21 protein-coding genes and 1 tRNA gene are annotated in these 24,679 nt (G+C 73.7%); 9 read left to right on the forward strand and 13 right to left on the reverse strand.

Translation table 11 applies throughout. The features are described from left to right. Window positions 1-277: 277 nt before the first annotated feature. Complete coding sequence (locus tag PAI11_RS15885; RefSeq protein ID WP_007576585.1) at window positions 278-967, reverse strand: hypothetical protein; 690 nt, start codon at window positions 965-967, stop codon at window positions 278-280. A gap of 510 nt (window positions 968-1,477) precedes the next feature. Between PAI11_RS15885 and PAI11_RS15890 the strand changes: the two genes are divergently transcribed. After that, window positions 1,478-2,374, forward strand: coding sequence for a hypothetical protein (locus PAI11_RS15890; protein ID WP_007576587.1), 897 nt, complete (start codon window positions 1,478-1,480; stop codon window positions 2,372-2,374). 24 nt (window positions 2,375-2,398) lie between these two features. Here PAI11_RS15890 and PAI11_RS15895 read toward each other — a convergent pair whose 3' ends face one another. Then, a complete protein-coding gene (locus PAI11_RS15895) occupies window positions 2,399-3,970 on the reverse strand; it encodes a BNR-4 repeat-containing protein (RefSeq protein ID WP_007576589.1) in 1,572 nt (523 codons plus the stop codon). Window positions 3,971-4,115: 145 nt separating this feature from the next. On the opposite strand from PAI11_RS15895, the gene PAI11_RS15900 reads away from it, so the two are divergent. Beyond that, window positions 4,116-5,846, forward strand: a complete 1,731-nt coding sequence (locus PAI11_RS15900; protein ID WP_007576591.1) for a pyruvate dehydrogenase — start codon at window positions 4,116-4,118, stop codon at window positions 5,844-5,846. 69 nt (window positions 5,847-5,915) lie between these two features. Here PAI11_RS15900 and PAI11_RS15905 read toward each other — a convergent pair whose 3' ends face one another. From PAI11_RS15905 to PAI11_RS15930, 6 genes are all read right to left on the reverse strand, one after another. Further along, on the reverse strand, window positions 5,916-6,950 hold the full coding sequence (locus PAI11_RS15905; RefSeq protein ID WP_007576593.1) for an SDR family NAD(P)-dependent oxidoreductase: 1,035 nt from the start codon (window positions 6,948-6,950) through the stop codon (window positions 5,916-5,918). 47 nt (window positions 6,951-6,997) lie between these two features. Beyond that, window positions 6,998-8,671, reverse strand: coding sequence for an acyl-CoA synthetase (locus PAI11_RS15910; protein ID WP_007576595.1), 1,674 nt, complete (start codon window positions 8,669-8,671; stop codon window positions 6,998-7,000). A gap of 46 nt (window positions 8,672-8,717) precedes the next feature. Continuing rightward, entirely contained in the window at window positions 8,718-9,476 is a 759-nt protein-coding gene (locus PAI11_RS15915) for an SDR family oxidoreductase (RefSeq protein WP_007576597.1), read from the reverse strand. Window positions 9,477-9,506: 30 nt separating this feature from the next. Further along, entirely contained in the window at window positions 9,507-10,211 is a 705-nt protein-coding gene (locus PAI11_RS15920; protein WP_007576599.1) for a polysaccharide deacetylase family protein, read from the reverse strand. A 211-nt stretch (window positions 10,212-10,422) separates the two neighbouring features. Continuing rightward, window positions 10,423-11,322: an enoyl-CoA hydratase/isomerase family protein gene (locus PAI11_RS15925; RefSeq protein ID WP_007576601.1), complete on the reverse strand. Its 900-nt coding sequence runs from the start codon at window positions 11,320-11,322 to the stop codon at window positions 10,423-10,425. Further along, window positions 11,319-11,945, reverse strand: coding sequence for a TetR/AcrR family transcriptional regulator (locus tag PAI11_RS15930; RefSeq protein ID WP_007576604.1), 627 nt, complete (start codon window positions 11,943-11,945; stop codon window positions 11,319-11,321). The genes PAI11_RS15925 and PAI11_RS15930 overlap by 4 nt, the downstream gene beginning before the upstream one ends. Before the next feature lie 62 nt (window positions 11,946-12,007). Here PAI11_RS15930 and PAI11_RS15935 point away from each other — a divergent pair, with 62 nt between their 5' ends. Further along, window positions 12,008-13,363, forward strand: a complete 1,356-nt coding sequence (locus PAI11_RS15935; RefSeq protein ID WP_050897272.1) for an adenosylhomocysteinase — start codon at window positions 12,008-12,010, stop codon at window positions 13,361-13,363. 9 nt (window positions 13,364-13,372) lie between these two features. On the opposite strand, the gene PAI11_RS24605 is transcribed toward PAI11_RS15935, so the two are convergent. Further along, window positions 13,373-14,059: a hypothetical protein gene (locus PAI11_RS24605; RefSeq protein ID WP_007576607.1), complete on the reverse strand. Its 687-nt coding sequence runs from the start codon at window positions 14,057-14,059 to the stop codon at window positions 13,373-13,375. 109 nt (window positions 14,060-14,168) lie between these two features. Here PAI11_RS24605 and PAI11_RS15945 point away from each other — a divergent pair, with 109 nt between their 5' ends. Then, a complete protein-coding gene (locus PAI11_RS15945) occupies window positions 14,169-14,975 on the forward strand; it encodes a dienelactone hydrolase family protein (RefSeq protein ID WP_007576608.1) in 807 nt (268 codons plus the stop codon). A gap of 31 nt (window positions 14,976-15,006) precedes the next feature. Here PAI11_RS15945 and PAI11_RS15950 read toward each other — a convergent pair whose 3' ends face one another. Then, a complete protein-coding gene (locus PAI11_RS15950) occupies window positions 15,007-16,227 on the reverse strand; it encodes an MFS transporter (RefSeq protein WP_007576609.1) in 1,221 nt (406 codons plus the stop codon). Between the two features lie 148 nt (window positions 16,228-16,375). Between PAI11_RS15950 and PAI11_RS15955 the strand changes: the two genes are divergently transcribed. The 3 genes from PAI11_RS15955 to PAI11_RS15965 all read left to right on the forward strand — a co-directional run bounded on the left by PAI11_RS15955 (window position 16,376) and on the right by PAI11_RS15965 (window position 20,326). Then, window positions 16,376-16,759, forward strand: coding sequence for a MerR family transcriptional regulator (locus PAI11_RS15955; protein ID WP_007576610.1), 384 nt, complete (start codon window positions 16,376-16,378; stop codon window positions 16,757-16,759). After that, the gene (gene ahcY / locus PAI11_RS15960; RefSeq protein ID WP_007576611.1) at window positions 16,756-18,213 is read left to right on the forward strand and encodes an adenosylhomocysteinase; all 1,458 of its coding nucleotides are present in this window, start codon (window positions 16,756-16,758) and stop codon (window positions 18,211-18,213) included. Before PAI11_RS15955 ends, ahcY begins: the two co-directional genes overlap by 4 nt. Window positions 18,214-18,358: 145 nt before the next feature. After that, window positions 18,359-20,326, forward strand: coding sequence for a potassium transporter Kup (locus tag PAI11_RS15965; protein ID WP_007576612.1), 1,968 nt, complete (start codon window positions 18,359-18,361; stop codon window positions 20,324-20,326). A 39-nt stretch (window positions 20,327-20,365) separates the two neighbouring features. Here PAI11_RS15965 and PAI11_RS15970 read toward each other — a convergent pair whose 3' ends face one another. Both PAI11_RS15970 and PAI11_RS24610 read right to left on the reverse strand, forming a co-directional pair. After that, window positions 20,366-22,048: an FAD-binding dehydrogenase gene (locus PAI11_RS15970; RefSeq protein ID WP_007576613.1), complete on the reverse strand. Its 1,683-nt coding sequence runs from the start codon at window positions 22,046-22,048 to the stop codon at window positions 20,366-20,368. A 388-nt stretch (window positions 22,049-22,436) separates the two neighbouring features. Beyond that, on the reverse strand, window positions 22,437-23,186 hold the full coding sequence (locus PAI11_RS24610; protein ID WP_007576614.1) for a TVP38/TMEM64 family protein: 750 nt from the start codon (window positions 23,184-23,186) through the stop codon (window positions 22,437-22,439). Between the two features lie 72 nt (window positions 23,187-23,258). Here PAI11_RS24610 and PAI11_RS27375 point away from each other — a divergent pair, with 72 nt between their 5' ends. Further along, window positions 23,259-23,834, forward strand: a complete 576-nt coding sequence (locus PAI11_RS27375) for a hypothetical protein (RefSeq protein ID WP_007576615.1) — start codon at window positions 23,259-23,261, stop codon at window positions 23,832-23,834. 15 nt (window positions 23,835-23,849) lie between these two features. Here PAI11_RS27375 and PAI11_RS15985 read toward each other — a convergent pair. After that, window positions 23,850-23,923, reverse strand: a tRNA-Val gene (locus PAI11_RS15985). A 127-nt stretch (window positions 23,924-24,050) separates the two neighbouring features. On the opposite strand from PAI11_RS15985, the gene PAI11_RS15990 reads away from it, so the two are divergent. Beyond that, window positions 24,051-24,389, forward strand: coding sequence for a hypothetical protein (locus tag PAI11_RS15990; protein WP_040600606.1), 339 nt, complete (start codon window positions 24,051-24,053; stop codon window positions 24,387-24,389). Window positions 24,390-24,679 lie beyond the last annotated feature (290 nt).

A 24,679-nucleotide genomic window follows, 5' to 3' on the forward strand; every position in this document is an offset into this window, starting at 1 on the left:
TTGCCCAGCGGAAGACGAGCACGCGGCTGTCGCGACGCCCGCCGCGCCGGGCGACGACGGCGACGTGGAGCGCGCCGGCGGCCGTCGCGACCGCCGCCCCGTCGAGGTCGACCGAGCCGGCCTCCGGAAGACGCGGCAGCGGGGACCAGACGCCCGCCGGGGCGGCGGCGGGCCGACGCGGTCCGTTCGGCTCGCGTCGGTCGCCTCCGCACCCGCCGAGCAGGACGGCGGCCGCGGCCCCCAGGAGGAGAGCGTGCGCCGCTGGCCGCCGCACCGCCTACCAGCCGGCGAACGAGCTGAAGCGGTCGTTGGCGCTCGCGCCGTCGTTCATGTTCGTGCCGGAGAGGTTGTTGTTCGTGACGCAGGACCCGATCGGACCGTAGTAGGCGCCGCCGCCGTCGGCGAGGTCGTGCCAGCGCGTGTCCCAGGTGTCGTCGTTCGAGGTCGCGAACGACGAGACCTTGTTGTTGTAGGTCGAGGAGTAGTTGAGCCAGACGTTGGTCCCGGTCGCCCCCTGGGTCCCGTGGGTGCCGAGCTGGTTGGCGTCGGTGTAGATGTGGGTGTTCACCCAGCCGCAGCTGCCGAGCAGGAGGCTGGCGCGGGCCGCGCTCGATCCACCTGCGCCCTCGTCCTCGAACGACTGCGCCAGCGCCTCGCGCTCCGCCGGGGTCGCCGGGATCACGCCCCAGCCCGCGGGCAGCTCGCCGGCTCGCACCGCGGCGGCCTGGGCGGTCGCCATGGCCTCCTCGGTGCTGAAGCACTCGTTGACCCCGGCGTCGTTCGGCCCGGCGCCGCAGATCGCTCCGGCGGCCAGGATCGCGGCCTGGGTCGAGGCCTGGCCGTCGAGGGTGAAGGTCTCGTCGGCGCTCGCGACGGCGGCGGGGGCTAGACAGGCGGTGCCGACGACCAGGGTCGCGAGCAGCGCTCGTCGTGCTGAACGGCGGCCACGAGGGGTACGGGACATCATGAGCTCCTCCTACGTAGAGTAAGAAACGATGGTGTTCTGAGACAGTAGACGACTCTGACCGACTCGCGGGAGAGGCTAGGCCGGCCTGTTACGTCGCGTCTGTCCAACATCCGCTGTTACATGGCCAGCGGAGGGGCGCCGATGCGTCCGATCGCCCCTCTGGCGCTTGAGTTCCGGGTATGGCCCGGGCTACGTTCGCTGCGTCGCAGCGACGCAGCCCACCCGCGTCGTCCGCGACACGACGATCCCCCGTCCGGAGAACCAGCACGCGTGCGCCGAAGCGCCCTTCGACCCAAGCGAGAGCGCCCGGAGCGCCGTGAGACCGCCGAACCAGCCCTGTCCGCACCCGACCGTCAGCGCTTCGACGACGTCTTCGCGTCCGTCGTCGCGCTCGAGGCCAGCGTGCGGGCGCTCAGCGGGCAGCCTTCGACGGATCTGATCCTCGCTCCCACGTTCGCCGCCGCCCAGCGTGTGGCCGGTGCGCGAACGTGGGAGTGGCTCGAAGCGGACTTGCCGACGCTGATCGAGCCGCTGATCGACGTCCGGACCTACGCCACCCGCTTCGCCGCCCTCGCCCCCGACCTGGCGGCCCACGCCGAGGGCGACGGGGCCGGCGCCCGCGCCTGGTGGGAGCTGTCCGCGGAGCTGGAGGAGCTGCGTCGCCTCGCCGGCACCGCGCGCGAGACGATCGGCGACTGCGTGGCCGCGATCCGCCGGCTCGCCACGATCAACCGCAGGGCGAGGATCCGCCTCGGCCTCGAGGTCGAGGACCTGCGCGATGACCGCCATGCGCCGTCGGTCATCGACTACGCCGTCGTCTCGTCGGCGGTCGCGGCCGTCGCCGGCCGCCTCAGCGACGCGAACCTCACGATCGCCACCGCGGCCCCCGCGGCGATCCGCCAGCGGCGGATCGTCGGCGTCAGCCTCTGCCCGGCCTCGGTGGCGGTCGGCGACGGGCGGCTCCTGGTCAGCGAGAACGTCGAGATCACCCGCGGCGTCTGCTCCGCCTGCGACGCCGCGATGGACGACGCCCGCCACGGGGTCGAGGACCAGGCGGTCACGGTCGCCGACCTGCCGAGCGAGGGGCGCGAGCTGAGCATGCTCGCCACCTCGCGCGGGCACGTCGAGGCGATCGATCGCCAGGTCGCCTTCGCGTCGCGCGTCCTGCGGACGCTCGACGAGTTGTGGACGGGCGAGGAGCGCCAGCTGCTCCGGTGGCTGGAGGGGCCGCAGGCGCTGGGCGGCCCCGAGCGGGCGGCCGAGCTGCAGCGGGACGGCATCCACTGGGCCTGCCACGCATCCGATGCCCTGATGCTCGTCGAGGCCTATGGCCGCACCGCGCGCCACGAGCCCGGCGATCCCGACCACCGGTTCGACGAGCGCGACTGGACCGGCCTGCTGCACTGAGCGGGCCGTGGCGGCTGGCAGCCGCTACCGCACGTCCAGCGGGCGCCAGGTCAACCGCCGCTGCTGGCTCCACGCCGACACGCGGTAGCGGCCGGCGGGCAGCCGCGGCACCGCTGCCACGGCGCGATCCCCACGGAGGACCAGCGGCCGCCGCGCCGCGACGACGATCCGGCCGCCGCGAGCGGCCGTGGCGGGCACGAACCGCAGCTCGACCCGGCCGCTGACGCCGTCGGTGGCGACGACGGTCAGGCGGTCGCCGGGACGCGCCTGGCGGGGCCCGTCGATCCGCATGCCGAGCGGCACGGGCGGCCGTCCGATCGGGGTCGCCGCGCCTCGCGGCAGCCACACCAGGCTGGTCCCGAACGTCTGGTAGCCGCTGTAGCGGCCGCGCATCCAGGCGAGCCCGCCGGCGACGGGGAACGGCCGCACGTTGGCCACGGGCGATCGGCGCGTGATCGGCGCGCTGCTCCACCCGTCCGGGGTCCGCATCCAGCGGTCGATCTCGTGGATCCCGCCGATCGTGCGCGAGAGGTAGGCGACGGTCGGATCGTCCGGGTCGAGCGAGATCCCGCCCGAGTAGCGCTGCTCGCGCACGTCCTCGGTGAAGGCGGGCCCGGCGGCGGTGATCGGCTCCTCGGTCCAGCGACGGCTCGACGGGTCCCAGCGCGCCCAGCGATAGACGTGGTCGCGGATCGCGGGGAAGGTCGCGTAGACGAGCACCGGCCGACCGTGGTCGATCGCGATGTCGTGGATCCAGGCGCCGCCGTCGGTTCGCGGGGGGAAGACCCGGTCGCCGGCGGTCGAGGCGATCGGCGCCCCGAGCGTCCCCAGGCGCCGCCCGTCCTGTCGCCAGAGGGCGCCGTCGCGGATCAGCGCGTGGTAGACGCCGCTGCGGCCCTGGCGCGGGTGCTTGAGGGTCCACGCGAGGTGGATCTCGTCGCCGGCCGCGCGGTACTTGACGTAGCGGACGTAGGGCGTGGCGGGGTCGAACAGCCGCCGCGCGGGGCCCCAGGTCGCGCCGTCGTCCCGCGAGACGGCGAAGGTCGCGTGCGAGCCGGATCCGGACCAGAACAGGTACAGGCGGCTCCCGACCCGGATCGGGTTCGGGTAGGTGTACCCCGGGCGCCCGCCGGGCGGGTTGGCCGGGGCCTGCGTGACCGGTCCCCAGGCGGTGATGTCGTCGCCGATCGTGGTCCGCTGCTCCAGCGAGGCCCCGCGGTGCCCCGACCAGAAGGCGGTCAGCCGCCCGTCGCGGCGGACGTAGAAGGCGGGGCTGTCGTGGTCGTTGCGCTCCAGCCGCACCTGGAGCGCGAACCGCCGGCCGCCGGCGTCCCCGACCATCACCGAGCCGTCGTCGTCGACCCAGCCGAAGACCGGCAGCCCGCGGTAGTCGATCGCGCGCGGGTCGGCGAACCAGCCCCAGGCGCCGACGGTCGCGATCGTGGCCAGGGGCGGCGGGGCCGGCGTCAGCGGCTCGGGCGGCGGGTCGGCGCGGGCGATCGCCCCGCCGCTGCCCGCCACGACCGACGCCAGCAGCCCGACGGCGACCGCGCGGCGCGCCCGTTCCCTTCCCGACCCCGATCGACGACCACCCACCCGCGGCACCCTAGAGATCGGCGCCGTCGACCGTCCACCGGCGGCGACCGCCCGCCCGGCCGGGCCCCGCCCGACGGCCGGGTAGCGTGAGCGGCGGGCCGCGCGCGGCCCGCCGTGCTCCCCACCCCCCGGAGGCCCCGTCCCGATGAACGTCGCCGAGCAGTTCGTCCAGGTCCTGCGCCAGGCCGGCGTCGAGCGCGTCTACGGCGTGGTCGGCGACAGCCTCAACCCGGTCGTCGACGCGATCCGCCGGACCGACGGGATCGACTGGATCCACGTCCACAACGAGGAGGCCGCGGCCTTCGCCGCCGCCGCCGAGGCGCAGGTGACCGGTCGGCTGGCAGTCTGCGCCGGCAGCTGCGGTCCCGGCAACACGCACCTGATCCAGGGCCTCTACGACGCCCAGCGCTCCGGTGCCCCGGTGCTGGCGCTGGCGTCGCACATCCCCTCCGACCAGATCGGCACCGGGTTCTTCCAGGAGACCCATCCCGAGCGGCTGTTCGTCGACTGCAGCGTCTTCTGCGAGACGGTCGGCCGGGCCGAGCAGATGCCGCGGATCCAGCGGATCGCGATCCAGCGGGCGCTCGGCGACGGCGGCGTGGCCGTGCTGGTGGTGCCGGGCGACGTCGCCGACCTCGACGCCGTTCATCCGACCGGCGACGGCGGCTTCGTCGTCGAGCGCGCCGTCGCCGAGCCGCCGCCGGCTCAGGTCCGGGCCCTGGCCGACGCCATCAACGAGGCGCGGACGGTGGCGATCTTCGCCGGCACCGGCGCCCGCGACGCCCGCGAGGAGCTGCTCGAGCTGGCCGACGCGATCAAGGCCCCGATCGGCCACACCCTCCGCGGCAAGGAGGCGATCCAGTTCGACAACCCGTTCGACGTCGGGATGAGCGGCCTGCTCGGCTACGGCGCCTGCTACGACGCGATGCACGAGGCCGAGCTGGTGCTGCTGCTCGGCACCGACTTTCCCTACGACGGCTTCCTGCCGGGGCGCGACACGGCCCAGGTCGACCACGACCTGGCCCGCCTCGGCCGCCGCACGCCGCTGCGGGTCGCCGTCCACGGCGACGTCGGCGCGACCCTCCGCGCGCTGCGGCCGCAGCTGCACGCCAAGGCCGACCGGGGCTTCCTCGACGAGATGCTGCGCCGTCACGAGCGGGCGCTGCGCAACGTCGTCGAGGCCTACACCGGCGACGTCCGCCAGCGGACCCCGATCCACCCCGAGTACGTGGCGGACGTGCTCGACGAGATCGCCGCCGAGGACGCGATCTTCACCGTCGACACCGGGATGAACAACGTCTGGGCGGCCCGCTACCTGACGCCCAACGGCCGCCGGCGGGTGATGGGCTCGTTCCTCCACGGGACGATGGCCAACGCGCTGCCGCACGCGATCGGCGCCCAGTTCGCCCAGCCGGGCCGGCAGGTGATCTCGATGTCCGGGGACGGCGGCCTGGCGATGCTGCTCGGCGAGCTGCTGACCGTCCGCCGCCACCGGCTGCCGGTCAAGATCGTCGTCTTCAACAACTCGACGCTGGGGATGGTCAAGCTCGAGATGCTGGTCGAGGGCCTGCCCGACTTCGGGACCGATCACGACCCGGTCGACTACGCCACGATCGCCCGCGGCGTCGGGATCGAGGGCGTCCGGATCGAGCGCCCCGAGGAGCTGCGCGACGGCCTGGCGCGGGCGCTGGCCGCCCCCGGCCCGGTGCTGGTCGACGTGGTCACCGACCCGAACGCGCTCTCGATGCCACCGCGCGTCTCCGCGCAGCAGATCCGCGGCTTCGCGACCGCCGCCGGCAAGACGGTGCTGGGCGGCGGGGTCGGCAAGATGCTCGACCTGGCGAAGGCGAACCTGCGCAACGTGCGCGGCGTCTGAGTCGCGGCGCGGCCGTCCGCGGGCCGCGCAGCAGCGGCGCGCCGGGAAGCGCGCCCCGCTCCGCGGCGCCTACCAGTGGACGCCGCGCGTCATCCGGGCGAACGTCTCGCCGGCGCGGCCGATCTCGGCGTCGCTGTGCTTCGTGTCCGGCGTGCCCTTCGCCGCCTTCGAGTCGGGGAACATGTGGTACCCGCGGTTGCGCACCGCGTCCATCACCTGCGGGTTGAGGGCGTCGGCGAACGCGGCGACCTGGCCGATCGGCGAACCGAGTCGCCGCGGGCGGTAGGTGATCGCGTTGGCCAGCACGTCGCTGGCCTGCTCCGGCGTCAGCGTCGGGAACTTGTCGTAGAGCGTCGTCGGGGCGATCATCGGCGTCCGGACCAGCGGCATGTGGACGGTCGTGAAGCGGATGTTGTCGTCGTGCGCCTCGGCCTGGATCGCGTCGGAGAGCGTGTCCAGCGCCGCCTTCGAGGCGATGTAGGCGCCGAACCGCGGGACCTTCGTCTGGACCCCGATCGAGCTGACGTTGATCACGTGGCCGCTCCGGCGCTCGCGCATGCCCGGGAGCAGCTTCAGGATCAGCCGCAGCGGCGCGAAGTAGTTCAGCTGCATCGTCCGCTCGAAGTCGTGGAAGCGGTCGTAGGAGAGCGCGACCGAGCGGCGGATCGAGCGGCCGGCGTTGTTGATCAGCACGTCGACCTGCCCGTAGGCGGCGATCACGTCGTCGGCCAGCCGGTCGATCGCCTCGAGGTCGCTGAGGTCGGTCGGGTGCACGTGCGCCGTCCCGCCGCGGGCCTCGACCGAGGCCTTCGCCTCGTCCAGCTTCTCCTTGCCGCGGGCCACCAGCACCACGGTGCCGCCGGCGGATCCGATCCGCTCGGCGGTCGCCAGGCCGATCCCCGACGAGGCGCCGGTGATCAGGATGACCTTCCCGGCGACCGCGCCCTCCAGCGACCGGGGACCGTTGATGACCCGATCCAGCAGGTGGGTGCCGTAGACGGGCCGGTAGCTGCCGGCGTTGCCCATCGGGGTGTTCGCCAGTCGGGTGACGGTGCCGATCGGTCGCGAGACGACCTTGGGAAGCCGGGGAAGGCGCGGGGCCATGTGGTTCTCCTGCCGAGGGTTCGAGGGTGAGGGGTTCGCGGCGGCGGTCAGACGTCCTGCTGCTGGCCGTCGTGTTCGGCCAGCTTGCGCTTGAGGACCTTGCCGGTCGGGTTGCGGGGCAGCGCGTCGACGAAGATCACGTCGCGCGGGGACTTGTAGCGGGCGAGGTTGTCGCGGACGTGCTGCTTGACCTCGTCCTCGGAGATCCCGCCGGGCTCGTGGGGGACGACGAAGGCGCGCAGCCGCTGGCCGAACTTCGCGTCCTCGACGCCGACCACCGCGGCCTCCTTGACCCCGTCGAGGCCGCTGATCAGGTCCTCGACCTCGGCCGGGAAGACGTTCTCCCCGCCCGAGACGATCATGTCGTCGTCGCGGCCGTCGATGAACAGCAGGCCGCGTTCGTCGAAGTGCCCGACGTCGCCGGACGACATCAGGCCGGCGACGACCTCCTTGTGGCCGCCGCCCGTGTAGCCCTCGAAGGCGATCGAGTTGCCGACGAAGACCCGGCCGACGGTGCCGGTCGGGACCTCGTCGCCGGCGTCGTCGATCACCTTGACGACGGCGCCGCGCGGGACGCGGCCGACGGTCGCCGGGTCGCAGACGAGATCCTCCGGCGTGGCGATCGTCGCGTAGGCGACCTCGGTCGAGCCGTAGAGGTTGTAGACGACCGGGCCGAGGTCCTTCAGCGTCCGCTTGGCCAGCTCGGCGCCGAGCGCCGAGCCCGACACGAAGACGATCCGCAGCGACGAGAGGTCGTCGCGGTCCGGGTGCTTCGCCCGCTCGTCGAGGATCCGCGCCAGCATGATCGGCACCACGATCATCGCCGTCGTGTGGTGACGAGCCACGTCGGCGAGCACCTGGTCGGGGTCGAACCTGCGGCGCAGGATCAGCGTCGAGCCCAGGCCGACGCCGATCATGCCGTGCAGGAACCCGAGGGCGTGGAAGAGCGGCGCGCAGACGGCGGTGACCTCGCCCGAGCGCAGCGGGACCTTCGACAGCACCCCGCCGATCGGCGCCAGCGAGTTGGGCTGGTCGCGCGGCGCGCCCTTCGGCGTCCCGGTCGTGCCGCTGGTCAGGATCACGAACGACGACTTGCGCTCCGGTCGCGGCGGCTCGCGGTCGGAGCCGGTCTCGATCAGGTGGTCGAGCGTGTCGGGATCCGGGGCCGCCGCGTCGCCGCCCTCGGCCCACGCCCGCCAGCGGCCGAGCGGCGGCTCGACCCCGGCCAGGAACTCGCCGTACTCGTCGTCGTGGACGAGCATCCGCGTGCCCTCGCGCTCGGACACCTCGCGGATCTGGGGTCCGGCGAAGTCGGTGTTGAGGAAGATCGCGCGGGCGCCGGCCTTGGCGCAGGCGAACGTCGCCAGCAGGAACCAGCGGTGGTTGCGGCAGAGGATCGCGACCCCGTCGCCGGGGAGCAGGCCGTGGGCCAGCCAGGCGTTGGCGAGCGCGTTGCTGCGCCGGTCCAGCTCGGCGTAGGTGACGCTGCCGCGGTCGTCGATCACGCCGACCCGGTCGCCGTGGCGGGCCGCGGCGACCCGGATCGCGGCGCCGAGCATGCCCCATCGCTCGAGCGCCCGCAGCGCGCCGACCGCCTTGTGCGGCGCGACCGGCCCGAGCAGGCCGGCGCGCAGCAGCGTCAGCGCGAAGTGCGCCTCGTCGTTCGCGCGGCCCGCCAGCTGGGTCGCGCCGGAGAGCAGCGATCGAGGGTCACGGACCATGTGCGCACCCTATGCCCGTCGGGGGCGCCTGTCAGACGGGTTGCCCTCACCAGACGCCGCGCAGCAGCCCGCCGTCGACCGGGATCGCGGTCCCCGTCACGTACGCGGCCTGCTGCGAGCAGAGGAACGTCGCGACCGCGGCCATCTCCTCGGGCCGGCCCAGCCGTCCCGCGGGGACCGCCGTGCGGGCGGCCTCCTCTGCCCGCTCGAGCGAGCCACCCCAGGCGGCGGCGATCCGGCGGGTCGCGATCTGGCCGGTCAGCAGGCTGTTGAGGGTGACGCCGTCGCGGGCGACCTCGCGGGCCACGGTCTTGAACGCGGCCAGCGCCGCCGAGCGCTCGGCGTTGGAGAGCATCAGCGCCGGGATCGGCTCCCGGACCGAGCTCGAGACGACGTTGACGACCCGGCCCCAGCCGCGCTCGCGCATCCCCGGCAGCACCCGCCGCAGCAGCGCCATCGGCGAGCGGACCAGGTGGCGGTGGGCGTCCTCCCACTGCTCGTCGTCGAAGGCCAGCGGGTCGGCGTTCGGCGGCGGGCCGCCGGTGTTGACGACCGCGATCTCGATCGGCCCGTGCTCGGCCTCGACGCGGTCGACCAGGACGTCGGCTCCGGCGACGTCGCCGGTGTCCCAGGCGACGGCGCCGGCCGCGCCCAGCTCGCCGGCGGCGGTCGCGGTCCGCTGCGGATCGCGTGAGCTGACCACCACCCGCGCGCCCTCGGCGATCAGCGCCGCCGCGATCGCGCGCCCGATCCCGGCGGACGCGCCACCGACGATCGCGACCTTGCCCTCGATCCCCAGGTCCATGACGGCAGTATCGCGGCCCGCGGCCCGCGGTCAGGCGCCGCCGGCCTGCTCGGACGGGGCGTCTCGGACGCGGTGGCGCAGGAGCGCGCCGACCGTCGCCAGCCGGTAGCCGCGGGCGCGGATCGCAGGGATCAGCTGCCGCACCGCCGCCGCGGTGGCCGGGGCGTTCGGCCCGCCCATCATGTGCATCACGAAGATCCGGCCGGGCGCCAGGTCGGCCAGGACCGTCCGCACGATCACCGACGGATCGTCCTGGAGCGCGTCGCCCGAGGCGGTCCCGTCGATCGCCTGCTGGCGGTGCGCGGCGACCAGTCGCAGGTCGCCGGCGCGGTGGCAGAGCCCAGGGAAGCGGAAGAGCACCGGGGACCGGCCCGTCAGCCGCCGCAGGACCGTGGCGGTCCGGCGCAGCTCCCGGCGCTTGGCGGCGTCGGTGCTCACCGCCGGCAGCCCGTAGCAGCTGCTCGTCCAGGCCAGGTGGTCCCAGGTGTGGCTGCCGATCTCGAACCGCGGCTGGGCGGCCAGGCGTCGCGTGACCTGCGGATAGGTCCGCGCCCAGAGCCCGGTCAGGAAGAGCGTCGCGGGGGTGGCGGTCCGCTCCAGCTCGTGGATCAGCGGCGCGGCGTACCAGCTCCGCACGCGACCGGCGCGCAGCTCGCCGAGCATCCGCGGCGTCATGTCGGCGTCGAAGCTGAGCGCGACCACGCGGCGGGCGGTGACGGCGCCGTCGATCGCCACCGGCCGCACCGGCGACGCGCGGGGGCGATCGCTCCTCCCCGTCGGCCACGTGGGCGACGGACGGACAGCCGCGGCGACCGGCGGGCGGTCGGCGAGCTCGTGGCGGCTGTCTAGCTGGAGGTGCGCATGAAGCGGCCCGGAGGGGCCGCCTTCGACGGTACCAGAGGGCCGGTCGGCGGTCACGGCGCGACCGCCGACCGGTCAGGCGACGTCAGCCGGCGGCGTAGCGCTCGACGTCCTTCAGCGCGGCCGGAAAGGTCCGGATCGCGTCCGCGAAGTCACCGCTCACGAAGCACTGGGGCTCGGCGAACTCCTCGGCGACGAGCGCGTGCTCCCAGCTGCTGTCGGCGGCCTGCCGTAGCAGCACCTTCGTCAGCTGCAGCGCCTGCTCCGGCTGCGCCTGGACCAGGCCGGCCCAGCGGTCGGCGGCGGCGCCCAGCTCGGCCGCCGGCACGACCTCCTGGACCAGGCCCAGGTCGAGCGCCTCGGCGGCCGCGATCGGCTCGCCGGTCAGGTAGCGGGCGAACGCCCCGGCCCGGCCCAGCGCGCGCGTCAGCGCCCACGAGGTCCCGACCTCGGGCACCAGGCCGATCCGGCCGAACGCGGGCACGAGCAGCGCCCGGTCGCTGGCCACGATCAGGTCGCAGGCGAGCGCGAAGGCCAGCCCGACGCCGGCCGCCGGCCCGTCGACGGCGGCGATCACCGGTGCCTCGCTGCGCGCGATCGCGCGGACGACGCCGCCGAACTCGCGGCGGATCCAGCGCCAGATGCTGGCGGTGCCGTCGCGGTCGTCGGGATCGCCGAGCTGACGGACGGCGCTCTCCATCATCGCCAGGTCGCCGCCGGCCGAGAACGCGGCGCCGCCGCCGCACAGCACGATCACGCGGACCTCGGGGTCGCGGCCGTAGCGCTCCAGCGCCTCGCGCAGCGGGACGACGATCTCGGGCACGAGGGTGTTGAGGCGGGTGCCGTCGCCGATCACCAGGTCGACGCGCTTGCCGTCCCGGCGGACCTCGACCGCCGAGGACGCCTGGCCGCGAGCGAGCAGGCCGGGGTAGCGCAGGTAGCCGGCGGTGCCGCGGTGGCTGGCGGGGGTGGGGCTGTCGGTCATCGGGACGCTCCTGTTCGGGGTTCGGGATCCGTGGGGACTGGGGCGGCCAGCGCGCGCAGGCCGGCCCAGGCGGCGGTCGCCAGTTGCTCGCGGACGTCGTCCTCGATCCGCGGCGGCTGCGGGGCCGGGCGCTCGGCCAGGCGCAGGCGCACCAGCTCGGTGGTCGGGCCCAGCCAGGTGGCCCAGGCGAGGTCGAGCGGCAGCTGCGGCAGGGCGCCGGCGGCGACGTGCGGGCGCCACCACCGCTGGACGTCGGCGAAGAACGCGCGGTTGGCGCGGCGCAGGGGGTCGTCGGCCGGGGCGCCGCCGCCGTCGACGAGGAAGCGCGCGCCGTCGGGGTGCTCCCGGCACCAGGTGAGGTGCACGTGGACGCCGCCGCGGATCCCCTGCTCGGCCGTGTCGGACTCCGCGAGCAGGGCCAGCAGGCGTCGCTGGTACTCCTCGAGCAGGCGCAGGCGGACGGCCGCGACCAGTGATGAGCGCTCGGGGAAGTGGTGGTAGAGCGCGCCGACGCTGACCCCGGCCTCGAGCCGGATCGCGTCGAGGCTCGGTCCGTGGGCGCCGTCACGGGCCAGCAGGCGGAGGGCCGCGTCGAGCAGCTTCTCACGGGCGGGAGCGGGCATGGCGGGGCGATCGTGACAGACAGAGGAATCCTCTGTCAACTGCCTCATCTAGCCTTGACGCGATGGCTTCGCCCCCCAAGCCCGCCGGTTCCCGCAGTCGGACCGTCCGGCCGCCGCACGACGTGGCCGATCTGTCGCTCGCCGTCGCGGGCGAGGCGCGGATCGACTGGGCCGATGCCCAGATGCCGGTCCTCGCCCAGGTTCGCGCCCGCTTCGCGCGGGAGCGGCCGCTGGAGGGGCTGCGGGTCGCGGCCTGCCTGCACGTGACCGCCGAGACCGGCAACCTCGTCCGGACGCTGCGCGCCGGCGGGGCGGCGATCTGGCTCTGCGCCGCCAATCCGCTGTCGACCCAGGACGAGGTGGCCGCGGCGCTGGTCGTCGCCGACGGGATCGCCGTCCACGCGCGGCGTCGGGTCGACCGCGCCACCTACACCGCCCACCAGGCGACGGTCGCGGCCGCCGGCGGGGCGGGGCCGCACCTGACGATGGACGACGGCGGCGACCTGCTGGCGCTGCTGCATCAGCCGCAAGGCGGGGCACCGGTCGACGGCGACGGCGACGGTCCCGACCCGGGGGCGCGTCCGCCGCGAGCGCCCGAGCTGATCGGCGGCACCGAGGAGACCTCCGCCGGCGCGCTGCGGCTGCGGGCGATGGCGGCCCGGGGCGAGCTGACGGTGCCGGTGCTGGCGGTCCACGAGGCCGACACCCACCGCGTCGTCGAGAACCGCCACGGCACCGGCCAGTCGGCGCTCGACGGGATCCTGCGGGCGACCAACGTGCTGCTCGCGGGCCGCCGGCTGGTCGTGATCGGCTACGGCTCCTGCGGACGCGGCGTCGCCGCCCGGGCCCGCGGCATGGGCGCCGCGGTGATCGTCTGCGAGGTCGATCCGATCAAGGCGCTGGAGGCGAAGCTCGAGGGGTTCGAGGTCGCTCCGGCGCTCGAGGCCGCCGAGCGCGGCGACGTCTTCGTGACCGTCACCGGCAACCGCGACGTCCTCACCCGCGAGCACTTCGAGCGGATGCGCGACGGGGCGATCCTGGCCAACGCCGGCCACTTCGACGTCGAGATCTCGCTCGGCGACCTGGCGGCCGCGGCCGAGGGCCCGGCGGTCGAGGTCCGTCCGCTGGTCGAGCGCTACGTCGTCGGCGGCAACCGCCTGCACCTGCTGGCCGGCGGTCGCGTCGTCAACCTGGCCGCGGCCGAGGGCTACCCGGCGTCGGTGATGGACCTCTCCTTCACCAACCAGGCGCTCGCCGTCGAGGCGCTGGTCCGCGAGCCCGGGCGGTTCGCGCCCGGCGTCCACCGGGTCCCGCACGAGATGGACGCCGAGATGGCGCGGCTGAAGCTGGCCAGCCTCGGGATCGGGATCGACCGCCTGAGCGACGCCCAGGCGGCCTACGGCCGGGCCTGGGCGTAGCCGGCCCGGTCAGCGCAGCTCGGTCGCCTCGAGCAGCCCGGTCGGGTCGGTGCGGGCCGGGCCGGTCGGGAACGACAGCCGCAGCAGCCGGCCCGCCGGCTCGACCGCGACGTGGGCGATCACCGGCGGCACGACGGTGGCGGACAGCTCGTCGAGCGCCTGGGCGACGTCGACCAGGCTCGGGCGCAGCCGGATCCGGAAGGCCTCGAAGCGTCCGGCCGGGACCTCGATCCGCTCCTTCTTCTCGACCCGCACGTCGAGCGGCCAGTGGACGACGGCCGCCAGCCAGAGGCGCGGGACGAACTTCGCCTTCTCCTTCAGCGGCAGCGTGCGGAACGCGAGCGCCAGCGCCGGGGCCGGCACCATCGGCCGCGGGTAGCCGGCGATGTCGCCGCCGATCTGCGGCACCTGGACGTCGCGGAACGACGCCTCCTCGGTCAGGACGTGGCGGTCCTTGTCCTTGATGTCGAGCGCCTGCGACTCGGCGATCAGGTCGCCGCCCCTGCGGCGGAAGCGGACGACGGCGCTGCCGCTGAGACGGCCGAACGCCTGGCCCTCGATCTCCTGCACGAAGGTGCGGTCGTCCTCGGCGCGCAGCGTCAGCGTGCCGCCGCCGATCTCCTCGCCGTCGATCAGGGCGCGGAAGGTCGTCCGCTCGGGAGCGTCGAGGTCGGGGTCGCGCAGGGGCTCGTCCATCCGCGCATCATGGCGGATGGCAGGGCGGATCGCGGCCGAGGCTACGCGCGAGTAGGAAGCGGGCTCCGGAGCCGCTAGCATCGGCGTCGTCGACCGACCGGAGGACCCGATGGCCCTGGAGCGCTACCTCAAGGAGCAGTTCACCGACGCGGGGGTGACGCACGACGTCTACCGCCGCGGCGAGGGCCCGGCCGTGATCGTGATCGCCGAGGTGCCGGGGATCACGCCGGCGGTGATCGCGTTCGCCGACCGGGTCGTCGACCTCGGCCTGACGGCGGTCCTGCCGCACCTCTTCGGCACCCCCGAGGGCGGGGCCCGCAACCCGCTGAACCTCGGCCGGACCTTCGCCCACGTCTGCGTCTCGCGCGAGTTCAACCTGATGGGGCTGCGCAGGCAGTCGCCGGTGACCGACTGGCTGCGGGCGCTCGGCCGCCACGAGCACGAGCGCTGCGGCGGCCCCGGGATCGGCGTGATCGGGATGTGCCTGACCGGCGGCTTCGGGCTGGCGATGATGGCCGACGACTGGGTCCTGGCCCCGGTCCTCAGCCAGCCGTCGCTGCCGCTCCCGATCGGCCGCGCCCGCAAGCGCGACCTCGGCATCGACGACGCGACCCTGGCGCGCGTCAAGCAGCGGGCGGCCGACGGGGCCTGCGTGATCGGGATGCGCTTCAGCGGCGACGTCCTCTCCCCGGGCGCCCGCTTCACGCGGCTGCGAGAGGAGCTCGGCGACGCCTTCATCGCGGTCGAGATCGACTCCTCGCTCGGCAACCCCCACGGCAACCTGCCGATCGCGCACTCGGTCGTCACCGAGGACCTGAAGGACCGGCCCGGCCATCCGACCCGGCAGGCGCTCGACGACGTGCTGGCGTTCTACCGCGAGCGGCTGCTCGGGGCGGCGGTGCCGTCGCGGGCCTGAGCCCGAGCGGGCCGCCGCTTGGGTCCGCCGCTCAGGTGGCGGCCTCGGCCAGGTGGCCGCGGCGTCGCAGCACCACCAGCCCGACGCTCCACAGCACGATCCCGGCGCCGGCCAGCCCGGCGCCGACCCAGTTGGTGGCGTCGTACCCCCAACCGCCGTCGATCGCCAGCCCCGAGGCCAGCGGCCCGAGGGCGTTGGCGGCGTTGAAGGCGGCATGGACGCTGGCGGAGCTGAGCGTCGGCGCGTCGTGGGTCAGGTCGATCACCCGCGTCTGGATGATCGGGACCGACACGAAGACGACGTTGCCGAGCACGAACATGCCGAGGAACAGCGTCGGGCCGGTCCGGGACGCGAACCCGAGCGCCAGCAGCGTCAGCGCCAGCACGGCGAGCGCGATGCTGATCATCCAGCGCGGTCGCCGGGCGGCGAACGTCGTGTGCAGCAGCCGCGCGGCGAGCAGGTTGCCGGTCGTCATGCCGATCCCGAAGACGGCCATCACCCAGATCACGGCGCTCTCCGGCAGCCCGGCGGCGTCGGTCACCTGCGGCGCCACGTAGCCGTAGGACGCGAAGACGCCGGCGAAGCCGACCACCGCGGTCGCCAGCAGCAGCACGACGCGGGGGCGGGCGAGCGTCCGCAGCTCGCCCCGGAGCGAGGCGTGGGCCGGCCGCGGGGCCGACGGGACCAGCGCGGCGATCGCGACCATGCTGGCGAGCCCGATCACGACCAGCAGCCAGAAGGTCGAGCGCCAGCCGAGCGCCTGGCCGAGCGCCGTCGACAGCGGCGCGCCGGCGACGTTGGCCAGCGTCAGCCCCAGGAAGACGCCGGCGATCGCGGCCGACCGCCGGTGCGGCGGAGCCAGCGCCGACGCGACGACGACGCCGATCCCCATCACGGCGCCGTGCGGCAGCGCGGTCAGCACCCGGCCGAGCAGCATCACGCCGTAGGAGGGCGCGCTGGCGGAGAGGATCGAGCCGGCGGTGAAGACGCCCATCAGCGCCACCAGCAGCGTCCGGCGGGGCAGGCGCGTGCCGGCGGCGGTCAGCAGCGGCGCCCCGATCACGACCCCGATCGCGTAGGCCGACATCAGGTGCCCGGCGGTCGGGATCGAGACGTCGAAGCCGGCGGCGACCTCGGGCAGGACGCCCATGATCGCGAACTCCGCGGTCCCGAAGGCGAACGTGCAGATCGCCAGCGCGACGATCGCGACCGGCAGCGGGTCGTCGCGGCGGGTGGGGGAGCGGCGGGGCACTCCCCTCAACGGTAGAGGCCCGTGCGCCTCGGGCCTGGGAGACCGGTCACCTGCCTCCGGCCCGGCTCGCCCATGGAGACGAGCGCGGAGCGCTGCCGACGTGCCTCCCAAACCTTGACAGAGCCGTGGTAAGGTTCCGCCGTCCCACATGGACGCCCTGACGATCAACGAGGCCGCGGAGACCTCGGGTTGGACCCCGAGGATGCTGCGCTACATCGAGGAGCTCGGGCTCGTTGAGCCGCCGCGCTCCTCGGGTGGCTACCGCTTGTACGGGCCCGGAGAGCTGCAGCGGCTGCGCACCCTGCGCGAGCTGCTGGATCGCTTCGACCTGGGCCTCGGAGACGTCGGGTTCGCCCGCCGGATGCAGCGCGACGACGCGCTGCGGACGGTGGTCGAGGGGTGGCTCGAGGCTGAGCCCGCGCGTCCTGAGCATGTTCCGGCCGACGATTGGCTGGAGTGGGAGCAGGACAAGCACGAGCGACTGCTGGCGGAGGCCGCACGTCGCGACACGACCCTTACGGAGACTCCATGAGCACCGTCCTCCAGCAGAACGACTTCAAGGTCCGGGATCTGTCGCTGGCTGCCGCCGGCCGCAAGCAGATCGAGCTCGCCGAGCACGAGATGCCGGGCCTGATGCAGACCCGCGCCGAGTTCGCCGACGCGCAGCCGCTCAAGGGCGCGCGGATCATCGGCTCGCTGCACATGACGACCCAGACCGCCGTGCTGATCGAGACGCTGACCGCGCTCGGCGCCGAGGTCCGCTGGTGCAGCTGCAACATCTTCTCGACCGACGACCAGGCCGCCGCGGCCGTCGCCGTGGGCCCCAACGGCACGCCGGACAGCCCGCAGGGCGTCCCGGTCTTCGCCTGGAAGGGCGAGACGCTGGAGGAGTACTGGTGGTGCACGGAGCAGGTCGTGGCCGGCTGGGCCGACGACGCTCCGGCGAACATGATCCTCGACGACGGTGGCGACGCCACCATGCTGATCCACAAGGGTCGCGAGTTCGAGCTGGCCGGCGCCGTGCCGGATCCCTCGACCGGTGAGTCGGAGGAGTTCCAGATCTTCCTGACGCTGCTGACCGAGTCGGTCGCCGCGCACCCGGATCGCTACACCAAGATCGCGTCCGAGATCAAGGGCGTCACCGAGGAGACGACGACGGGCGTGCACCGCCTGTACGAGCTGGCCAAGGAGGGCAAGCTGCTCTTCCCGGCGATCAACGTCAACGACTCGGTCACCAAGTCGAAGTTCGACAACCTCTACGGCTGCCGTCACTCGCTGATCGACGGCATCAACCGCGGCACCGACGTCATGATCGCCGGCAAGACCGCCGTGATCTGCGGCTACGGCGACGTCGGCAAGGGCTCGGCCGCCTCGCTGCGCGGCCAGGGCGCTCGCGTGATCGTCACCGAGATCGACCCGATCAACGCGCTCCAGGCCGCGATGGAGGGCTACGAGGTCAAGACCCTCGAGGACGTCATCTCGTTCGCCGACATCGTCATCACGACGACCGGCAACAAGGACATCATCACCAAGGACCACCTCGCCGCCCTGAAGAACAAGGCGATCGTCGGCAACATCGGCCACTTCGACAACGAGATCGACATCGCCGGCCTGGCGTCGATCCCGGGGATCCAGAAGGTCGAGGTCAAGCCGCAGGTCCACGAGTGGGTCTTCCCCGACGGCCACTCGATCATCGTCCTCTCCGAGGGCCGCCTGCTGAACCTCGGCAACGCGACCGGCCACCCGTCGTTCGTGATGTCGAACTCGTTCACGAACCAGACGATCGCCCAGATCTCGATGTTCACCGAGCCGGAGAAGTACGCCGACAAGCAGGTGTACATCCTCCCGAAGCACCTCGACGAGAAGGTCGCCCGTCTGCACCTCGACGCCCTCGGCGTCAAGCTGACGGTCCTCTCGCAGGAGCAGGCCGACTACATCGGCGTGCCGGTCGAGGGCCCGTACAAGCCCGACCACTACCGGTACTGATCTGACTCGCCCTCGTCGCGCCTGAGCGACGAGTCCGATCCGACTCGCTGACGGGCGGCCTACGGGCCGCCCGTCGTCGTTCGGGGGCGATCGCGCCAAGCTGGCGCGATCGCGCCCAGCGGCCCGCGTAGGCTTCCCCGCTGGCATGGCGAACCCACCCGCGGCAGCGGCCGCTCCACGAGGACCAGGACCCGGTCACCGACCAGGCCACTCGGCGGCCGGCACCGCGGGGATGGCGGCGCTCACGCTCGGGGCCCTCGGCGTCGTCTTCGGCGACATCGGCACCAGCCCGCTCTACGCGCTGCAGACGGTCTTCGCCGCCGACGACCACGCGATCAAGCCGAACGAGGCCGACGTCTACGGGGTCCTGTCGCTGGTCGTCTGGTCGGTGACGCTGATCGTGTCGATCAAGTTCGTCACGTTCATCATGCGGGCCGACAACGACGGCGAGGGCGGGATCATGGCGCTGGTCGCCCTGATCCGCCGAGCCGGCATCCAGCGGCGGTGGGTGCAGCTGGCGCTCGTCGCCGCCGGACTCTTCGGCGTCTCGCTGTTCTACGGCGACGGCATGATCACGCCGGCGATCTCGGTGCTCTCGGCGGTCGAGGGGATCGAGGTCGCGGCGCCGAGCCTCGAATCGGTCGTCCTGCCCTTCACGCTGGTCGTCCTGACCGGCCTGTTCGCGATCCAGCGCCACGGGACCCACGTCATCGGCCGGCTCTTCGGCCCGGTGATGGTGCTCTGGTTCGCGGTCCTGGCGCTCAGCGGCGCCGCCCAGATCGCGGAGAGCCCGTCGATCCTGCGCGCGCTGTCGCCGCACTACGCGGTCGAGTTCTTCACCGCCCACCCCGGAATCGCGTTCATCTCGCTCGGCTCGGTCGTGCTGACGGTGACCGGCGCCGAGGCGCTCTACGCCGACATGGGCCACTTCGGCCGTCCGCCGATCCGGCGCGCCTGGTTCGCGGTCGTCTTCCCCGCGCTGGCGCTCAACTACCTGGGCCAGGGGTCGCTGATCCTCCAGACGCCGAGCGCGATCGACAACCCGTTCTACCTGCTGATCCCCGACTGGGGCCGGGTCCCGATGGTCGTGCTGGCGACGATGGCGACCCTGATCGCGTCGCAGGCGGTGATCTCGGGAGCGTTCTCGGTCACCCGCCAGGCGGTCCAGCTCGGCTTCCTGCCGCGGCTGTCGATCCGCCACACCTCCGCGCGGGAGATCGGCCAGGTCTACGTCCCGGTCGTCAACTGGGGCCTGTTCGCCGCCGTCGTCGCGCTGGTGATCGGCTTCGGCTCCTCGGCCAAGCTGGCGACCGCCTACGGGATCGCCGTCACCGGCACGCTGGCGATCGACTCGCTGCTCTTCCTGGTGATCGTGCGCACGCTCTGGCGCAAGCCGCGCTGGATGGTCGGCGTCGGCGTCGTGGTGTTCCTGAGCGTCGACCTGCTGTTCCTCGCCGCCAACACGACGAAGATCGCTCACGGTGGCTGGTTCCCGCTGACGATCGGGGCGCTCGTCTTCGTCGTCCTTGCCACCTGGGACAAGGGCCGCCAGCAGGTGACCGAGGCCCGCGTCCGGGCCGAGGGCCCGCTGCAGCCGTTCGTCGACCGGCTCAACGCCAAGCGCCCGCCGCTGCCGCGGCTGCCCGGGGTCGCGGTCTACCTGAACGCCAGCCGCGAGACGACGCCGCTGGCGCTGCGGGCGACGGTCGACCACATCCGCGCGGTCCACGACGTGGTCGTGATCATCTCGATCGAGACCACGACCACGCCGCACGTGCCCGATCGCGAGCGGCTGGTCGTCGACGAGCTCGGCTACGACTACGACGGCATCAGCCACCTGACGATGCGGTTCGGGTTCCAGGACACCCCCGACGTCCCGCGGGCGCTGGCGCTCGCCCGCAGCACCCCGCCGGGGCTCGAGGTCGACTTCAACCCCTACCACGCCTCCTACTTCCTGTCCCAGATCACGATCGTGCCGGGGCGGGGGCGGGGGATGCGGCGCTGGCGCAAGCTGCTGTTCGTCGCCCTCGCGCGCAACGCCGCCAGCCCGGTCGACTACTTCCACCTGCCGACCGAGCGGACCGTCTCGATGGGCTCCCGGATCGAGCTCTGAGCGGATCGGCGCCGGGGGAGGGCCCCGGCGCCGAGGGGTTCAGGCCACGGCCCTCGCCGCGGCGCGCCCGGCCGCCCGGCCGCTGAACAGGCAGCCGCCGAGGAAGGTCCCCTCCAGCGCCCGGTAGCCGTGGAGGCCGCCGCCCCCGAAGCCGGCGACCTCGCCGGCGGCGTAGAGCCCCGGCACCGGCTGCGCGCCGGCCGGGTCGCCGCCTGCCGCGAGCACCCGCGAATCGAGGTCGGTGTGCAGGCCGCCGAGGGTCTTGCGGGTGAGGATGTTGAGCTTGACGGCGATCAGTGGTCCGTTCGCCGGGTCGAGGAGCTCGTGCGGCGCGACGACGCGGGTGATCTTGTCGGCCAGGTACGTGCGGGCGTTGCGGATCGCCGCGATCTGGAGGTCCTTGGTGTAGGTGTTCGCGACCTCGCGATCGCGGGCGACGATCGTGCGCTCGAGCGCGGCGCGGTCGATCAGCGGCGTCTCGGTCTTGGCGTTCATCCCCCGCACGAGCGCGTCGAGGTCGGTCGCCGTGACGAAGTCGACGCCGCGGTCGACGAACGCCTGCACCGGACCGGGAGCGCCCTTGGCCAGGCGGCTCTTGACGACCTCGCGGATGCTCTGGCTGGCAACGTCCGGGTTCTGCTCGGAGCCCGACAGCGCGAACTCCTTCTCGACGATCTTCCGCGTCAGCACGAACCAGCTGTGCTCGTGGCCGCTGCGCATGATGTGGCCGAGCGTCCCGAGCGTGTCGAAGCCCGGGAAGTTCGGTGGCGGCAGCCGCTTGCCGGTCGCGTCGAGCCACAGCGACGAGGGCCCCGGGATGATCCGGATCCCGTGGTCGGTCCAGATCGGGTCCCAGTTGTGGATGCCCTCGACGTAGTGCCACATCCGATCGCGGTTGACCACGCCGCCGCCGGCCGCCTCGGTGATCGCGATCATCCGCCCGTCGACGTAGTCGGGGACGCCCTGGACCATGTGCCGCGGCGCCGTGCCCAGCCGCTGCGGCCAGCTCTCGCGCACCAGGTCGAGGTTCGCCCCGATCCCCCCGGAGGTCACGATCACGGCCTGCGCGGAGAGCTCGAAGGCCCCGACCTCGACCCGCGACGTCGGCTTGCCGCGCTCGAGCGAGGTCGGCTCCAGGATCGCGCCGCGGACGCCGGTCACGGCGCCGTCGCTGGTGACCAGCTCGTCGACGCGGTGGCGGAAACGGAGGTCGACCAGCCCGCGAGCGGCGGCCGCCTGGATCTTGGCCACGAACGGCCGCACGACCGCCGGGCCGACGCCCCAGGTCAGGTGGAAGCGCGGGACCGAGTTGCCGTGGCCCTCGGCGGTGCCGTCGCCGCGCTCGGCCCAGCCGACCTGCGGCATCACCTTGATCCCCTGCTCGACCAGCCATGAGTGCTTCTCGCCGGCGGCCCAGCGGACGTAGGCCTCCGCCCACTTGCGCGGCCAGTGGTCCTCGTCGCGATCGAACCCGGCCGTGCCCTGCCAGTCCTGCCACGCCAGCTCGAAGCTGTCCTTGATCCGCATCCGCCGCTGCTCCGGCGAGTCGACCAGGAACAGGCCGCCGAGCGACCAGAACGCCTGGCCGCCGAGCGATTGCTCGGCCTCCTGGTCGACGAGCAGCACCCGTCGGCCGGCGTCGGTCAGCTCGCAGGCCGCGACCAGGCCCGACAGTCCGCCGCCGACGACGATCACGTCGGCGGTGTTCTCGGTTGCGCTCACGAAGGGTTCCTCGCTCCTGGTCCAGGACGGGCACGCGGTCGCGTGGGGGACCACGGACGGCGCGTCTCAGGGGCGCATGGTTACACACCTGCAACTCGCCGTCGAGCGCTGGTGCGTCCGAATCTCCGAAGAGTGCCAACGCGCCAACTTTTAGTTGTTTCTGCAATTTGCGTCGGGATCCGCTCCGGCGAGCGTCTCAGTCGATGAGCGTCCATCTCGGTGGACGCACGGACCAGTGCGAGGCGCGCTGGATGGGACCAGGTCCAGGGGGTGCGGTCGACGATGGGGGATCTCGACCGCACCCCCCGGGCCTACCACGCGCCCCCGGCCGATCGGCCCGCTGGACCTCGCTGATGCCCGGTGGCGTCCGCGCGCGGCGCGGTGATGCTCAGCGCGGTCCGGGATCGGCGTCGCCGGGCAGGGCGCCCTCGAACGCGGCCGCGGTCGCGCGCCGTCGCTCGCGCCGCAGCACCCACCAGGCGAGCGTCAGCCCGGCGATCCCGGTCGTCACGTTGAGCAGCACGCCGGCGATCGCGTCGCGGCCGGTCAGGTCGTCGGCGCTCGAGCCCAGCAGCGCGTAGGAGAGCGCCCGCGGTCCGCCGGCGATCGCCGTGCCGAGCGCCAGGTCGCGCGTGCGGATGCGCGCCAGGCCGAAGGCGTGGGACAGCGGCCCGTCGGGGATCGCCGGCAGCAGCCGCTGGACGATCACCGCCAGCAGGCCGTTGCGGCGGGCGAAGGCGGTCAGCTGCCGCAGCCGCTCGCCCGAGACGTCCTCGAGCGCGTCGCCGCCGACGCGAGCCGAGAACCCGCGCGCGAGCACCGCCGAGGCGACGGCCGACGCCAGCGCCAGCAGGGCCCCGCCGACCGGGCCGAAGAGCAGGCCCGCGACCGTGGCGAGCACGGCTCCCGGCACCAGCGCGGCGCCGAGCACGGCCGCCAGCACGACGTAGGCGATCGGCGCCGCGACGCCGAGCGGGTCGATCCAGCCGCGGATGGTGCCCGTGCCGAGGACGCCGCCGAGCGCGAACACCAGGCCCAGCGCCAGCAGCCCGAGCAGCAGGCCTCCGAGCCGCAGGTGGGGCCTGGACGCGGCGGTCGGACGCCGGTCGCTGCGAGGGGCGGGGTCGCGGTGCGCCACGTGGCCGCTGACCGTAGCCGACGTCACGCCCGGGCCACGGTTCGGTCGCGCTCGGGCTCTAGGCTGCGTGCGATGCTGAGCACGAAGAGCCTTCGCGGCCTGCCGCTGGTCGTTGCCTGCGCGGGCGTTCTCGCCCTCGGGGGTTGCGGGTCCTCGGACTCCTCGACCACCGATGCCGCCACGGCGTCCACGTCGACGCCGAGCACCACCGCCACCACGACGACCGAGACCGCTACGACGGCGACCACGCCGCCGGCGACGACCGCGACCACGACCGAGACCGCGACGACGAGCGAGGACCCGTCCGCGAAGGTCGACCCCTGCTCGCTGCTGAAGGACGCCGACGTGACGGCGGCGGGCGGCAAGGCGGGCGTCCACGGGTCCGTCAGCAACGACGTCGGCCGGGGCTGCGACTTCGGCGTGCTCGCCGTCTACGTCGGCCAGGTCCACCCGAACTTCACCAAGATGGGCGGGATCAACGTCGACGGGCTCGGCGACGAGGCGTTCTACCGCTCCGACTGGCACGACATCCGGGTCCGCAAGGGCGACGTGCGGGTCGACGTCAAGTGCGTCCTCTGCGGCGGCGACGAGCCGACGACGCTGAAGACGCTGGCGGGCAAGGCGGTCAGCCGACTGCCGGCCGGCTGACCGTCGCGGGCGGAGTGGGCGCGGCCCGGCTCGAACGGGCGACCTTCCGGGTGTAAACCGGATGCTCTGGCCAACTGAGCTACGCGCCCCGGGAGGGGTCGAGGGTACCGGCCGTGCGCGCGTCGCGCTCGATGCGCGCCGCCGGCCGCCTCGAACGCCGGCGCCGCGATTTCGCTGCAGCCGGCCGGAGCGATGATCTAGCCTGTGGTGAAGCCCATGTCGGACACGTCGAAGATCGCGAAGAACCTGCAGGCGTTCCAGATGGCGATCAACGCCCACGATCGCGAGAACCCGTCGCACAACGCGTACGGGATCGGGCTCGCGGCGTTCGACATGGACCGCCTCGGCCTCGACGAGGGCGAGACGATCCTCCCCGGCATCACGATCCACTGCGATGCGGGCACCTCCGGCAACTTCCGCGTCCTCTGCGACGGGGACCACGACGAGGAGCTCGAGGAGGCCGAGGAGGAGGTCGTCGACGCGGTCGCCGTTCGCGCCGGCACCGCCGACGACGGGCTCGACTCGCGCACGATCCCGCCGCCCGAGGAGTGGTAGGCGGGTCGGGCCGCCGCGGCCCCCGCTGATCGTCGTCTCACGCCCGCGGGGCGGCGAGATGACGGAATGACGTCCCGACGACGTCGTCCTGCCGGACGACCACCGGTGCCTGACCGAGATCGCGATCCGACGGGACCAACCGCCGGCCGCGCCGGCCGGCGACGGATGCGGCCGTCAGGCCTGCTCGCCGTCGGCCGACGGCGCGTCAGCGTCGGCCTCGGGCGCGTCGGGCGACGGCTCCGCGGTCGGCTCGGCGACGGGGGCGGGCGTCTCGACCTCGGACGCCTCGA

Source organism: Patulibacter medicamentivorans (assembly GCF_000240225.1).
GTDB classification, from domain to species: domain Bacteria; phylum Actinomycetota; class Thermoleophilia; order Solirubrobacterales; family Solirubrobacteraceae; genus Patulibacter; species Patulibacter medicamentivorans.